Raw genomic sequence first — 14,384 nt, 5'->3', positions numbered from 1 at the left:
CCGCCTCGGCGGCGTGGCTCAGCTCGTCGTGGCGGACGCCGAGGCGGAGGCCGACTTGCAGGTCGGCTGCTTGGCCATGGCCTGGCCGACCTCGCCCTCCTCCAGCGCCTTCAGGGCGTTGCTCCCGCTCCGGCCGAGCTTGTCCAGGTCGGTGGCGATGTCCTTGAGGCCGTCGGCGAACTCCGCCTGGTCCTTGGTGTCCAGGTCCGCCACCTGCTTCTTCAGGGAGGCGTACGAGGAGGACAGGCCGTTCAGCTCGGTGACCGCGTCCTTCTGCTTCTTCTCGCCGTTCTCGACGTCCGGCGCGCCGGCCTTGCGCACGGCGGTGCCCATCGCCTTGTAGGCGTCCGACATGTCCTGGAACGCCTGCGCGTCCGTCTTCTGGACGTCCGCCGGCGCGCTGCTGTCGGCGGTCTGCTTCTGGATGGCGGCGTTGGCGGACTCGATCTTCTTCGCCTGGGGCTGCACGCCGTCGCAGACCTGCTTCGCCCAGGAGTCGAGCTTGTCGTTGCCGTCGTCGCCGCCGCATCCCGTCAGCGCCAGTACCAGTACCGCACCGCCGGACAGTGCGGCCGCGAGCTTCTTGTTCACCGGATTGGTCCCTTCCATGGCTCTCGGCCCCGGAACATACACGCCATCTGGGCGACATCTCCGTAACCAACGTCCGGTACGGCCGTTATTGCAGCCATTTGAACCAAGCGAGAGAAGGCTCACGGAGTGAAGGGCGCATAGACGCGACGCGGGCGCCCGGCACGCCACTACGCGCCGTTCGCCCGCGCCGTGAGCTGCGGATCGCCCCGGTTCCGGCCGGTCCCGGGTCGAGTGATCCTACGAAACGACCGCGCTGTCGGCCGACTTGGGCTCCTTCCCGGCCTCGCCCTCGTCGCCCATGGTGATGCCGCGCCGTTTGGAGACGTACACCGCGCCGACGATGATCAGGAGCGCGACCAGCGCCATCAGCACCCGCACGCCGACGCTCCGGTCCGGACCGTAGGAGAACTTGATCACCGCGGGCGCGATGAGCAGCGCGACCAGGTTCATGACCTTCAGCAGTGGGTTGATCGCCGGTCCGGCGGTGTCCTTGAAGGGGTCCCCGACCGTGTCGCCGATGACGGTGGCGGCGTGGGCCTCGCTGCCCTTGCCCCCGTGGTGGCCGTCCTCGACGAGTTTCTTGGCGTTGTCCCAGGCGCCGCCGGAGTTGGCGAGGAAGACCGCCATCAGCGTGCCGGAGCCGATCGCGCCCGCGAGGAACGCGCCGAGCGCGCCCACGCCGAGCGTGAACCCGATGAAGACCGGCGCCAGCACGGCGAGCAGTCCGGGCGTGGCGAGTTCCCGCAGGGCGTCCCTGGTGCAGATGTCGACGACCTTGCCGTACTCGGGCGTCTCGGTGTAGTCCATGATCCCGGGTTTTTCGCGGAACTGCCGCCGCACCTCGTGGACCACCGAACCCGCCGAGCGCGACACGGCGTTGATCGCCAGCCCCGAGAAGAGGAAGACGACCGCCGCGCCCGCGATGAGCCCGACGAGGTTGTTGGGCTGGGAGATGTCCATCATCAGGCTCATCGGCGCGCCCTCGCCGCTGAGCTTCTCCCCCACGTCCCGGGCGCCGGTGGTGATGGCGTCGCGGTACGACCCGAACAGCGCCGCCGCCGCGAGTACGGCGGTGGCGATCGCGATGCCCTTGGTGATGGCCTTGGTGGTGTTGCCGACCGCGTCCAGGTCGGTGAGGACCTGGGCGCCCTCGCCCTGGACGTCACCGGACATCTCGGCGATGCCCTGGGCGTTGTCGGAGACCGGCCCGAAGGTGTCCATGGCGACGATCACACCGACCGTGGTGAGCAGGCCGGTGCCGGCCAGTGCCACCGCGAACAGCGCCAGCATGATCGAGGCGCCGCCGAGCAGGAAGGCCCCGTAGACGCCGAGACCGATCAGCAGGGCGGTGTAGACGGCCGACTCCAGGCCGAGGGAGACGCCGGCGAGGACGACGGTGGCCGGGCCGGTGAGCGAGCTCTTGCCGATGTCCCGCACGGGTCGCCGGGTGGTCTCGGTGAAGTAGCCGGTGAGCTGCTGGATCAGGGCGGCGAGCACGATGCCGATGGCCACGGCGACGAGCGCGAGGATCCGCGGATCGCCGTTCTTGCCCGCGATGGCCGCGTCCGTGACGCCGTCGAGTTCGGCGTAGGTCCCGGGCAGGTAGACGTAGACGGCCACCGCGACCAGCACCAGCGAGATCGCCGCGGAGAGGAAGAACCCCCGGTTGATCGCGCTCATCCCGCTGCGGTCGGTCCGGCGCGGCGCCACCGCGAAGATGCCGATCATGGCGGTGAGCACGCCGATCGCCGGCACCAGCAGCGGGAACGCCAGTCCCAGGTCGCCGAAGGCCACCTTGCCCAGGATCAGCGCGGCCACCAGGGTCACGGCGTACGACTCGAAGAGGTCGGCCGCCATGCCCGCGCAGTCGCCGACGTTGTCGCCCACGTTGTCGGCGATGGTCGCGGCATTGCGCGGATCGTCCTCCGGAATGCCCTTCTCGACCTTGCCGACCAGGTCGGCTCCGACGTCGGCGGCCTTGGTGAAGATGCCGCCGCCGACCCGCATGAACATCGCGATCAGCGCGGCGCCCAGTCCGAAGCCCTCCAGCACTTTCGGCGCGTCGGCGGCGTACACCAGCAGCACACAGGAGGCGCCCAGCAGGCCGAGCCCCACCGTGAACATGCCGACCACACCGCCCGTGCGGAATGCGATCTTCATCGCCCGGTGCGAGACGAGGGTGAGATCCTTTTTCGGTCCGCCCGGTTCCGGTGTGGCTTCTCGCGCCGCCGCGGCGACGCGCACATTGCTGCGTACGGCGAGCCACATGCCGATATAGCCGGTGGCCGCGGAGAACGCCGCGCCGATCAAGAAGAACACCGACCGTCCGATGCGCTGATTCCAGTCGTCCGCGGGCAGCAGCAGAAGCAGGAAGAACACGACGACGGCGAATACGCCGAGGGTGCGCAACTGCCTGGCCAGGTAGGCGTTGGCACCTTCCTGGACGGCCGCCGCGATCTTTCTCATGCTGTCGGTTCCCTCGCCCGCCGCGAGCACCTGACGCACCAGGACGCCCGCGACGACCAGTGCCGCCAGCGCGATGACCGCGATCACCGCGACGATCGCGCGGTTCCCGTCGGTCAGTACCGCGGCGGCGAGGGTCGAGGGGTCGCCCCACTGATGAGGGCCCGACTGATGAAGGGTGGAAAGCCCCGCCATTCGTCCTCCTTGACGCTTTGGCTTAGCTCAAGATGTGGACGGATTCTAGGTACCGGAACCTGATCTAAACAGAGCATGACAAATCTATTTGGTCCGTCAAGTCGAGAGCCGTAATGCCTTCGGGGCATTGAACGGAGCAACAACTCGGCGGCGTAGATCGCATCACGGAGATCGAATGGCAGAGATCAAGTGACAGAACTTGAGTGGCGGGGATCGGGTGGCGGGAATCCAATGACGGAGACTTGAGGTGGAGGAGATCACTTATTGCACGCGCGTCACTCGCGAGGCCGGTCGTGAAAGAATTCACTTAACGTGCGCACTGGAACCACTGTAGGCGTGGATCTCGGACTCCGCACATGGCAAGGGGCCCCACCAGGCAGGCGGGGCCCTCTTGGAAGCCGGTCCGGCTCAGGTCGGACCGAGTCAGGTCAGCGGCAGTATCGGGGGCATGATCGGCCAGGTCATGCGGATCAGTCCGCCGTCCGGGCCGGCCTTGACCTCCACGTCGTCCACGAGTCCGCTGATGACCGCGAGGCCCATCTCGTCCTCCTCGGCGTCCGTGTCGTCACCGACGCCTCCGGGGCCGCCCGGGGCGGAGGTGTGCGGCGCCTCGTCGCCGACCTCGATGGAGAACTGCTTCTCCTCCTCGATCAGCGACACCTGCACGGGCGCCGTGATGCCGCCGTTCTGGTGCAGTCCGACGGCCCGGGTGCACGCCTCACCGACGGCGAGTCTGACCTCGTCGAGGACGGCCTCGTCCACTCCGGCCCTGCGTGCCACCGCGGCCGCCACCAGACGGGCGGTCCTGACGTGCTCGGGCAGCGCGCTGAAGCGGAGTTCAACGGTGGCCATGCATCCCCCTCCGAACTACGGGCGTGCAACGTTCAGCCGTCCCGGGCCCTCAGGACCCGGGAACGGTGGTCGGTCGTCAGTCGGTGGCCGCCACCGCTTCCTCGACCGAGGTGTGAATGGGGAACACCTTGGTGAGGCCGGTGATACGGAAGATCTTGAGAATGCGCTCCTGGTTGCAGACCAGGCGCAGCGAGCCCTCGTGGGCACGCACCCGCTTCAGGCCACCGACCAGTACGCCGAGTCCGGTGGAGTCGAGGAAGTCCACGCCCTCCATGTCGACGACGAGGTGAAAACTCCCGTCGTTCACCAGCTCGACCAACTGCTCGCGCAGCTTGGGCGCGGTGTATACGTCAATTTCGCCACCGACCTCGACGACCGTACGATCGCCGACGGTACGGGTCGACAGGGACAGGTCCACGGATCCTCCAGCACCTTGCTATCGAGCGGTCGCCCCTCGGGAAACCTCGGCTTGGATACCCCCGGGACGGTTCGCCAGCCGCGATGGCATTCAATCACTTACCGGCGGGGGTGCACGACGCCTTGGTCCCATTGTCCGTCACACCGGTGACAGACTCGGTGCCGATGGCCAAGAATCACCGATCCGACAGACCCCCGACGGAGCCCGTTTCCCGGCCGGATCCGGGCACGATCCTGGACCGGCTGGCCGCGGGGCCGAGCCGGGCTTCGCGCATCACTCATACGGAGCACTTGCCCCCGCGGGCGGGCCGCCATGCCCTCTGGCCGGACCGGATTCGCCCCGAAGTACTGGCCGCCGTGCAGGCCAGGGGCATCGAACAGCCCTGGGTTCACCAGGCACGGGCGGCCGAACACGCGCTGGACGGAGACTCGGTCGTGGTCGCGACGGGGACCGCCTCCGGCAAGTCCCTGGCGTATCTCGTGCCCGTTCTCTCCGCCCTCGTGGACGGCTCCGAGGCGCCGAACGGCCGCGGCGCCACCGCCCTCTACCTGGCCCCGACCAAGGCGCTCGCCGCGGACCAGTGCCGATCGGTGAAGGAACTTTCACAGCCACTCGGCGCGTCGGTCCGCCCCGCGGTGTACGACGGCGACACTCCGTTCGAAGAGCGCGAGTGGATCCGCCAGTACGCCACCTATGTCCTCACCAATCCGGACATGCTCCACCGCGGCATCCTGCCCTCCCACCCCCGCTGGTCCTCCTTCCTGAAGGCGCTGAAGTACGTCGTCATCGACGAGTGCCACACCTACCGCGGCGTGTTCGGCTCCCACGTCGCCCAGGTACTGCGCAGGCTGCGCCGGCTCTGCGCCCGTTACGGGGCCTCACCCGTGTTCCTGCTGGCCTCCGCGACCGCCGCCGAGCCCGCGGTGGCCGCCCGCCGGCTCACCGGGCTGCCGGTCGTGGAGGTGGCCGACGACGCCTCACCCCGCGGTGAACTGGTGTTCGCACTCTGGGAGCCGCCGCTGACCGAACTGGAGGGCGAGAAGGGCGCGCCCGTCCGTCGCACGGCGACCGCGGAAGCCGCCGATCTGCTCACCGATCTCACCGTGCAGGGAATGCGTTCGATCACCTTCGTGCGCTCCCGGCGCGGCGCCGAACTGATCTCCGTCATCGCCCAGGAACGGCTCCGCGAGGTCGACCGGTCGCTGGCCGGGCGCGTCGCGGCCTACCGCGGCGGCTATCTGCCCGAGGAGCGGCGTGCCCTCGAAGGCGCCCTGCACTCCGGAGAACTCCTCGGCCTCGCCGCGACCAACGCCCTGGAACTCGGCGTCGACATCTCCGGCCTGGACGCCGTGGTCATCGCCGGCTATCCGGGCACCCGCGCCTCGCTGTGGCAGCAGGCGGGCCGGGCCGGACGGTCCGGGCAGGGCGCGCTGGCCGTCCTGGTCGCCCGCGACGACCCGCTGGACACCTTCCTGGTCCACCATCCGGAGGCGCTCTTCGACCAGCCGGTGGAGTCCACCGTCCTCGACCCCGACAACCCCTACGTCCTCGCCCCGCACCTGTGCGCGGCCGCGGCCGAGCTGCCCCTGACCGACGAGGACCTGGAGCTGTTCGGCCCCGCGTGCGAGGAACTCCTCCCGCAACTGGAGGAGGCCAGGCTGCTGCGGCGCCGGACCCGGGCGTGGCACTGGACCCGGCGCGAGCGGGCCGCCGACCTCGCCGACATCCGCGGACAGGGCGGGCGGCCGGTCCAGGTCGTCGAGGAGGGCACGGGCAGGCTGCTGGGCACGGTGGACGCCGGGTCCTCCCACACGACGGTCCACGAGGGCGCCGTGCACCTGCACCAGGGGCGCACGTATCTCGTCCGCTCCCTGGACCTGGAGGACTCCGTCGCCTTGGTCGAGCGGGCGGAGCCGCCCTACTCGACGGTGGCCCGCGACACCACGGCGATCTCCGTGCTGGAGACGGACATCGAGGTCCCGTGGGGCGACGGGCGCCTGTGCTACGGCTCCGTCGAGGTCACCAACCAGGTGGTCTCCTTCCTGCGCCGCCGCCTCATCACGGGTGAGGTGCTGGGCGAGGCGAAACTCGACCTGCCTCCTCGTACGCTGCGCACCCGCGCGGTGTGGTGGACGGTCACCGAGGACCAGTTGGACGCCGCCCGGATCAACCCGGAGATCCTCGGCGGGGCCCTGCACGCCGCCGAGCACGCGTCGATCGGCATGCTGCCGCTCTTCGCCACCTGCGACCGCTGGGACATCGGCGGCGTGTCGATACCGCTGCATCCGGACACCCTCCTTCCGACGGTCTTCGTCTACGACGGCCACCCCGGCGGCGCGGGCTTCGCCGAGCGCGCCTTCAACACGGCCCGCGAGTGGCTCACGGCGACCCGGGAGGCGATCGCCTCCTGCGAGTGCGACGCCGGCTGCCCGTCCTGCGTCCAGTCCCCCAAGTGCGGCAACGGCAACGAACCGCTGCACAAGAGAGGCGCCGTACGCCTCCTTACGGAGCTGCTGCGGTGCGCTCCGCAGGAGCCGGGACGGTCGGAGCGGCAGCCGGCCCCGGGGCAGCCGGTGCCCCCGGCGGCTGAAGTGACGGAGGATGCCGCGACCGGGATGACGGGGACGACTGGAGCGGCCTGAGCGGCTGGAGCGGCTGGAGCGGCTGGAGCGGCTGGAGCGGCAACGGCCGAGGGGGCGGTGGACGCAGCGGCTCCGCCGGGCCCGCCCGGGCCCTGACCTCCGCGGTGAAGGGGCCCCGCCCCGACGCCGTCGTCACGTCGGCTACCTGGCCGGTGAGCGCGCACCGTACGAGCCGCGTGCCCTGGGCCCGGGCCACCCGGTCCGCCCGGTCGCACGAGGCGGCCCCTCCCCGTGCCCAGTGGTCCGCCGCCGCGAGCGCTGCCAGGTCGGCGCCGCCGGCCGCACGATGCCGCGCCAGGACGGCCTGTCCCAGGGCGAGGACGACCCCGAACACCACACAGAGCACGGCGATCACGCCGACACTCCAGACGGTGGCGGAACCCCGGTCGGCGTGGCGTCCGGTCACCGCCCGCCGGATCGCGCGGCCGCATTCCCGGGACCGGCCCAAGAGACCACCGCCGCCCCTCATGTCCCCGGCCCCGTCGGTTGCTCCACCGAGGCCACGGCCTCCTCGCGCACGTCGAACGGCAGTCCGCTCAGGGCCGGCGGCTTCGCCACGACGACGACGCGGACCCGCTCCGCCTCCCGGCTGACCGTGACCTCCGCCCCGTCCGGCGCGGCCTCCCGCGTGACCTCCACGACCGCGTCGGCCGGGTCCTGCCGGGCCGCCGCGCGGGCGCCGGTCCGGGCGGCGTCCGCGCACTGGATCTGCGCGGCCATGGCCAGCAGCCCCCACACCAGCGCCATCGCGAACATCACCAGCACCGGCAGCACCACCGCCGACTCCGCGGTCACGAACCCCCCGTCGGCCTTCCACCACCCGGAGCGCCGCTCACATCCGCGCATCGAGCGCCTGCTTCACGAGCTGCTGGAGTTCCTCACCGACCGCTCCGCTGGTCACCACCTTGTAGAGCACCACGGCGAACGCCACGGCGGCGACGATGCCCATCGCGTACTCGGACGTGACCATTCCCGTGTCCCGCCGGTCGGACGCCGCCGACCGCACCGCACGCATCCTGCGCACCAGGGCACCCACCTGTGCCCGAACCACCTGATACATCTCAACCCCCGTGAAGATCCGTGTGACGCCCATGCCGTTCGTGGCATCCGCGTCGTTCCGTTCATGACTTTCATGTCGTTCACCGCATTCGCGAAGTTCGTTTCCTTCGCGTCGTTTCCTGTGCTCCGTGAGCCCTGTGGTCCCCGTCAGTCGCCGCCTCCTCCCAGCGCTCCGCCCGCGAGGCCGATGACCACCGGCAGGACGCCCACCGCGATGAACGCGGGGAGGAAGCAGAGCCCCACCGGTGCCGTGACCATGACGGCCGCTCGCCGGGCCCGTGCCGTGGCCGCGCGGGCCCAGTCGGCGCGGGCCTGTGCGGCCAGCCGCGCGACCGGGTCGGCCGCGGGAAGCCCGGACACTTCGGCCCGTTCGAGCAGCCGGGCCAGGCCCGAGGCGCCGGGGATCGCGGCCAGCCGACGCCAGGCGCCCTCCGGTTCGCCGCCGAGCCGGACCTCCGCCGCGCCGCGCGCCAGCACGTCCCCGACGGGCCCGCCGAGCGCCTCGCCCACGGCCTGTGCCGCGACGACCGGGCCGGCCCCCGCCGCGATGCAGGCGGCCAGCAGATCGGCGGCGAGCGGCAGTTGGCGTGCCGCCGCCGCGGCGTCGCCGGCCCCCGGCGTCGCGGCGGCGGCCGCCCGCTTACGTTGCCATCGCCACAGCGCGGCGGCGCCGGCCAGCCCCACTCCCGCCCCGGTGATCCCCCCGACCAGCGCCCATCCCGCGCCCACGGTCACCGCCGACGGCAGCCATCGGCGTACCCGGGCCGGCAGCTCGGCGCCCCGCGCGGCAGGCACCCGTTCCGTTTCCAGCAGCCCGGTGCGCCGACGTCGTGACCGCCGCTCCCGCCGGGCGGCGCCCGCCCACCATGCCGACCAGCCGACGAGCGGCAGTATCCCCAGGGTCACCCCCAGCCTGTGGACAACCTCCCCGTTCATGTCGTCGCCTCCGCTCGTCGCAGGATGTTCATGTCGTCGCCTCCGCTCGTCGCACGATCGCGCCCACCCACCACGCGCCGGTTCCCTCCAGCACCGCCCCGGCCAGCAGGCAGCCCAGTCCCGCTCCGCTGTGCAGCAGGACACGCAGCGGGTCGGCCCCGAGGGCGAAGCCGAAGAGCAGCCCCAGGGCGGGCAGTCCGGCGAGCATCGCGGCCGTCGCCCGGGCCCCCGCCAACTGGGCACGCAGGTCAGCCCGCTGGTCCCGTTCGGCGCGCAGCGCCCCTTCCAGCCGGTCGAGTCCCGAGGCAAGGCCGGCGCCCTGGTCCACAGCCACCCGCCAGCAGGCGGCGAGGCCACGCAGCCCGTCGGCACCCGGCTGCCGGGCCGCCGCGGCGAGCGCGCCGGGGACGTCTCCGCCGAAGCGGGCCGCCGCCAGGACCGCCGCCTGCCCGGTGCCGAACTCTCCGGCGTCGTGCGCGGCGGTCAGCAGGGCCTCACCCGGTTGCCGTCCCGCCCGCACCTCGCCGGCGAGCGCCCCGCACAGCGCGATCACCGCGTCCTGCCGGCGCTCCCGCACCCGGCGCGTCCGCCGGGCCAGCCGCAGCCGCCGTAGCAGAGGCATCCCGGCCGCCCCGGCGACGAGCGGCACGACCGAGGTGCCCAGCACGGCCAGCGCCAGCCCGGCCGCCGGCGCCCACCACTCGGCCCCCAGCCGCCCGCGGACCCGGCGCGCCGCGGCTGCCACCCGGCGCATCCCGTCGTCCGTCACCTGGCGCACCCCGGCGCCTGTCAGCCGACGCACCCCTGCGCCCGTCAGCCGACCCGAACCGTCCGCCGTGCCCCGGCCCCCGCCGGCCGGCCCACCGGCCCCGTCCGGCGTCCCGTACGGACCCGGCGGCCCGGCACCGAACACCCCGCCGGCGAGCAGTGACCGCGCCCGTCGCACCCCGGAGTACCGCCCGCCGATCAGCCACACCGCGGCCACCAGAAACGCCACGGCCGCAGCCGCCGACAACTCACCCATGCCGGTCATGCCCACCCCCTGTGCCCCCGGCTCCCCCGGTGCCACCGGTGCCGCCGACCGTGTCCACGGCGTCCACGGCCGCGTTCCCGCCCGCGTTCCCGCCCGCGTTCCCGCCTCCGTCCCCGGCGCCCGCCGTGTCCCACGTCTCCGCGTCCGGATCGCCGTCCAGCAACTCCCTGAGCCGCGGCCAGCCGCGCTCGTGGACGAACGCTCCCGCGCCCCATCGCAACGCGGGCACCGTCCGCACCAGCCCCGACGAATCCCGTTCCAGCACATGCACCTCCGCGATCCGGCGCCGCCCCGCCCCGTCGCGCACCAGGTGCAGGACCACCGACAGGGCGGCGGCCAGTTGGCTGTGCAGGGCGGCCCGGTCGAGCCCCGCGGCCGTGCCGAGCGCCTCCAGCCGGGCCGGCACGTCCCCCGCGGCGTTTGCGTGGACAGTGCCGGAACCTCCTTCATGACCCGTATTGAGAGCAGCCAGCAGATGAACCACCTCAGGACCGCGCACCTCGCCGACGACCAGCCGGTCCGGCCGCATCCGCAGCGCCTGGCGCACCAGGTCCGCGAGGGCCACCGCACCGGCGCCTTCCTGGTTGGCGGGCCGGGACTCCAGGCGTACGACGTGCGGATGGTCCGGCCGCAGCTCCGCCGAGTCCTCGGCGAGCACGATCCGATCGCCCGGTCCGACCAGCCCGAGCAACGCGCTCAGCAGTGTCGTCTTGCCGCTGCCCGTGCCGCCGCTGACCAGGAAGGACAGCCGGGCCCGCACCAGCGCCCGCAGCACCCGGTCCCCGCCCGGCGGCACCGTGCCCGCCGCGACCAGTTCGCCGAGGGTGAAGGCGCGCGGCCGCACCACCCGCAGCGACAGGCAGGTGCAGCCGACGGCGACCGGGGGCAGCACCGCGTGCAGCCGGGTTCCGTCGGGCAGCCGGGCATCCACCCAGGGCCGGGCGTCGTCGAGCCGGCGCCCGGCGACGGCGGCGAGCCGCTGCGCCAGCCGCCGAACGGCTCCGGCGTCCGGGAAGCGGACGGCCGTCAGTTCCAGTCCGCCGCCCCGGTCCACCCAGACCCGGTCCGGGGCGGAGACGAGCACGTCGGTCACCGACGGATCGGCGAGCAGCGGTTCCAGCGGCCCGCTGCCGACCAGTTCGGACCGCAGTCGCTCGGCAGCACCCAGGATCTCCGCGTCCCCCAGCACCCGGCCCTGTTCCCGCAGCGCCTGGGCCACTCGCGCGGGCGTCGGTTCCGCCCCGCTCTCGGCGAGCCGGCGACGCACCCCGTCGAGCAGCCCCAGGGGCATTCCGCCGCCCCGCCCGACGGCTTCCGCTCCGCCCGCCCGGTGCCGTACCGGCGCCGCACTGTGCACAGCCCGCGCCGCCGGAGCGCCCGGCCGCCCGCGTCCATGTACACGTCCCGTCAAGGTCCTCATCCCGCACCCACCTCCGTCAGCGCCCGCTCCCAGAAGTCGCGGCAGAAGCGGGCCAGGGGGCCGCGGCCCGCGCCCGGCGGACGCCCGTCCTCGGCGGCCCGTGGCAGGCCGGGCTCGACGGGGACCTCACCGGCCAGGGGGAGCCCGAGCAGCCGGGCCACCTCCCGGTCGTCGAACCCGGGCGCGTACGGCCCGCGCACGGCGACCCGCAGGTCCCGCAGGACCATGCCGACCGCGGCGGCGACCCGGCCGGCCGCCGTGACGGCCCGCAGTTCGGCGGGGACGACCACCAGTCCGAGGTCGAGCTGGGCGAGGACCTCGGCGACGCCGTCGTCGACCCGGCGCGGCAGGTCGACGACGACCGCCCCGCCCCGGCGGCGTGCCGCGGCGAGCACCGCCCGCACGGCCTGGGGCGGCACGGCGAGACAGTCGCCGCGGTCCCAGCTCAGCACCCGCAGGGAGTGCAGTTCGGGCAGCGACTCCTCCAGGGCGCCGCCGCCTACCCGCCCTCGTGAGGCGGCGAACGCGGGCCACCTCAGGCCCTCGGTCGTCTCCCCACCGAGCAGCACGTCGAGTCCGCCGCCGAGCGGGTCGGCATCCACCAGCAGGGTGCGCAGGCCCTCCCGCGCGGCGGTGACGGCGAGCGCGCAGGCCAGCGTCGAGGCTCCGGCCCCGCCCCGCCCGCCGATGACGCCCACCGTGAGGGCGGGCCGGCCGACGCCCTCGGCGACGTCGGCGATGCGGTCGACGAGCCACTGCTCGCCGTCCGGCAGCATCAGGACGTGGTCGGCGCCGATCTGGACGGCTCGCTGCCACACCCCGGGATCGTCCTGGTCCCTGCCGACCAGCACCACACCGCGTCTGCGGACCGCTCCCCGCACCCGGCGCGCGGCGTCGTCCCCCACCAGGACGAGGGGCGCGGCCTCCCAGCCGCCCCGGCGCTCGGGCACCGCGTGGTGCACCTCGGGTGTGGCGCCCGCCGCCGCGCACAGGCGCAGCAGGTCGTCGAGCAGGTCGGCGTCCTCGGTGACGATCAGTGGTCCGCTCTGCCGCCCTGAGGCGGCGGGCGGTGGATCGTGCGTGACTGTTCCGGTCATGACGGGGTCCCCCTTGGCGGCATCTCTCGCGCGACCCCTGGGACACGCGATTTCCCGAACGTGTGAAGACCTGGTAAACGGCCTTCATATGAGCGGCCGACAGGAACCGGCCACTCGCGCCCGACAAAGGCAAGCGGCTGTGAACTCGCCGCGGTCGGGACGCATGGCAAACACGGTGCATCGCTCGGGGAAATCGTGTGGATCTTGGTCGATAACTGTGGAGAACTCACCGATGGTGAATATCGCCATCACCCATACCGGGGAGCCCGAACCCGCCCTTCCGCAGTACCCACAGAGCAGCGCGGTGACTACACAGAGTAGCGGCACATGCCCATGACAAATTGGCCTCGACAGGGCACTCACACGTTGCCAGAGGTTCCGGAGGGCGAGACAACGCCCCCGGACATGCGACGACCCCCGCCGGGGGGGAGAGCGGGGGTCGTCTCCACGGCCGACTCGGGGGGGGGAGGAGTCGGGCCGGGTTAGCACGGTCGCGAACGATCCGTGACTTCCATGGTGTACCCGAGAGCCTTCTCAGGCAAACCCACACGCCCCAGCTTACGCCGAATGGGCTGCGCCTATGCTCGGGGGCGTGGAAAACCACTCGTCGCCCCGCAGCGCTGCCTTCTTCGACCTGGACAAGACGGTCATTGCGAAGTCGAGCACGCTGACGTTCAGCAAGTCGTTCTACCAAGGCGGCCTGATCAACCGAAGGGCCGTGCTGCGCACCGCCTACACCCAGTTCGTCTTCCTCGCGGGCGGCGCGGACCACGACCAGATGGAGCGCATGCGCAAGTATCTGTCCGCGCTCTGCCGCGGCTGGAACGTCGAACAGGTCCAGAAACTCGTCGCCGAGACGCTGCACGACCTGATCGACCCGATCATCTACGACGAGGCCGCCTCACTGATCGAGGAGCACCACGCCGCCGGCCGCGACGTCGTGATCGTCTCGACCTCGGGCGCCGAGGTGGTCGAACCGGTCGGCGCGCTCCTCGGTGCCGACCGGGTCGTGGCCACCCGCATGGTGGTGGGCGACGACGGCTGCTTCACGGGCGAGGTGGAGTACTACGCGTACGGCCCGACCAAGGCCGAGGCGATCAAAGAACTGGCCGCCTCCGAGGGGTACGACCTCTCCCGGAGCTACGCCTACAGCGACTCGGCGACCGACCTGCCGATGCTGGAGGCCGTCGGCCGTCCGCACGCGGTGAACCCCGACCGCGCGCTGCGCCGCGAGGCACTCGCGCGTGAGTGGCCCGTCCTCGACTTCCACCGGCCCGTCCGGCTCAAGCAGCGGATCCCCGGCTTCTCCGTACCGCGGCGTCCGACGCTGGTCCTCGCCGCCGTGACAGGCGCCGCGGCGACCGCGGGACTCGTCTGGTACCTCAGCCGACGGCGTACGACGACTCCGGCCTGACCGACCCGACCGGCCTGACCTGCGGCGCGGACGAGTATGCCCGCGCATCCCCGCATCCCCGCATCCCCGCACCCCCGCACCCCCGCACCCCCGCACCCCCGCACCCCGCGAACGACCTACCGGGACAAAGCGGCAATGTGATCCCAAAAGTAAAGAAGTGCGGGCAGGTCTTCCGCTTGTCCTCCGCCCGGAGTACAAAGGAATCAACGGCCCGCGAGACCAAGGCCATCCGCGAGGATGACCCGGTAGAAGCATTCGGCCCCA

General features: G+C 72.4%; 12 protein-coding genes and 1 pseudogene. 2 read left to right on the top strand and 11 right to left on the bottom strand.

The window, feature by feature from the left end; all coding sequences use genetic code 11:
* Window positions 1-18: 18 nt before the first annotated feature.
* The 4 genes from ABEB00_RS12900 to bldG all read right to left on the bottom strand — a co-directional run bounded on the left by ABEB00_RS12900 (window position 19) and on the right by bldG (window position 4,519).
* Window positions 19-609 carry a small secreted protein gene (locus tag ABEB00_RS12900; protein ID WP_345619583.1) on the bottom strand — a complete coding sequence of 197 codons (591 nt, stop codon included), beginning with the start codon at window positions 607-609 and terminating at the stop codon, window positions 19-21.
* A gap of 219 nt (window positions 610-828) precedes the next feature.
* A complete protein-coding gene (locus tag ABEB00_RS12895) occupies window positions 829-3,249 on the bottom strand; it encodes a sodium-translocating pyrophosphatase (protein ID WP_345619582.1) in 2,421 nt (806 codons plus the stop codon).
* Window positions 3,250-3,672: 423 nt separating this feature from the next.
* Complete coding sequence (locus tag ABEB00_RS12890; protein ID WP_345619580.1) at window positions 3,673-4,101, bottom strand: ATP-binding protein; 429 nt, start codon at window positions 4,099-4,101, stop codon at window positions 3,673-3,675.
* Between the two features lie 76 nt (window positions 4,102-4,177).
* On the bottom strand, window positions 4,178-4,519 hold the full coding sequence (gene bldG / locus ABEB00_RS12885) for an anti-sigma factor antagonist BldG (protein ID WP_003975386.1): 342 nt from the start codon (window positions 4,517-4,519) through the stop codon (window positions 4,178-4,180).
* Between the two features lie 83 nt (window positions 4,520-4,602).
* Here bldG and ABEB00_RS12880 point away from each other — a divergent pair, with 83 nt between their 5' ends.
* On the top strand, window positions 4,603-7,161 hold the full coding sequence (locus ABEB00_RS12880; protein ID WP_345619578.1) for a DEAD/DEAH box helicase: 2,559 nt from the start codon (window positions 4,603-4,605) through the stop codon (window positions 7,159-7,161).
* A 43-nt stretch (window positions 7,162-7,204) separates the two neighbouring features.
* On the opposite strand, the pseudogene ABEB00_RS12875 reads toward ABEB00_RS12880, so the two are convergent.
* From ABEB00_RS12875 to ssd, 7 genes and pseudogenes are all read right to left on the bottom strand, one after another.
* Window positions 7,205-7,630: pseudogene (locus ABEB00_RS12875) on the bottom strand (Rv3654c family TadE-like protein); the annotation flags it as partial.
* Window positions 7,627-8,007 carry a TadE family type IV pilus minor pilin gene (locus tag ABEB00_RS12870; protein ID WP_345619577.1) on the bottom strand — a complete coding sequence of 127 codons (381 nt, stop codon included), beginning with the start codon at window positions 8,005-8,007 and terminating at the stop codon, window positions 7,627-7,629. The gene ABEB00_RS12870 and the pseudogene ABEB00_RS12875, both read right to left, overlap by 4 nt.
* Window positions 7,994-8,221, bottom strand: coding sequence for a DUF4244 domain-containing protein (locus ABEB00_RS12865; RefSeq protein WP_345619576.1), 228 nt, complete (start codon window positions 8,219-8,221; stop codon window positions 7,994-7,996). The genes ABEB00_RS12870 and ABEB00_RS12865 overlap by 14 nt, the downstream gene beginning before the upstream one ends.
* 146 nt (window positions 8,222-8,367) lie before the next feature.
* On the bottom strand, window positions 8,368-9,156 hold the full coding sequence (locus ABEB00_RS12860; RefSeq protein WP_345619575.1) for a type II secretion system F family protein: 789 nt from the start codon (window positions 9,154-9,156) through the stop codon (window positions 8,368-8,370).
* A gap of 28 nt (window positions 9,157-9,184) precedes the next feature.
* Window positions 9,185-10,189: a type II secretion system F family protein gene (locus ABEB00_RS12855; RefSeq protein ID WP_425586475.1), complete on the bottom strand. Its 1,005-nt coding sequence runs from the start codon at window positions 10,187-10,189 to the stop codon at window positions 9,185-9,187.
* Window positions 10,173-11,480 (bottom strand): TadA family conjugal transfer-associated ATPase, encoded by a 1,308-nt coding sequence (locus tag ABEB00_RS12850; protein ID WP_345619573.1) that lies wholly within the window; start codon window positions 11,478-11,480, stop codon window positions 10,173-10,175. The genes ABEB00_RS12855 and ABEB00_RS12850 overlap by 17 nt, the downstream gene beginning before the upstream one ends.
* 125 nt (window positions 11,481-11,605) lie before the next feature.
* Window positions 11,606-12,706, bottom strand: a complete 1,101-nt coding sequence (ssd, locus tag ABEB00_RS12845; RefSeq protein ID WP_345619572.1) for a septum site-determining protein Ssd — start codon at window positions 12,704-12,706, stop codon at window positions 11,606-11,608.
* Window positions 12,707-13,286: 580 nt separating this feature from the next.
* Between ssd and ABEB00_RS12840 the strand changes: the two genes are divergently transcribed.
* Entirely contained in the window at window positions 13,287-14,120 is an 834-nt protein-coding gene (locus ABEB00_RS12840) for an HAD family hydrolase (protein WP_345619571.1), read from the top strand.
* Window positions 14,121-14,384 lie beyond the last annotated feature (264 nt).

This window comes from Streptomyces ziwulingensis (genome assembly GCF_039542605.1).
GTDB classification, from domain to species: Bacteria; Actinomycetota; Actinomycetes; order Streptomycetales; family Streptomycetaceae; genus Streptomyces; species Streptomyces ziwulingensis.
The sequence above is the reverse complement of the archived record's forward strand: the minus strand, read 5'-3'. Positions and strand labels throughout refer to the sequence as shown.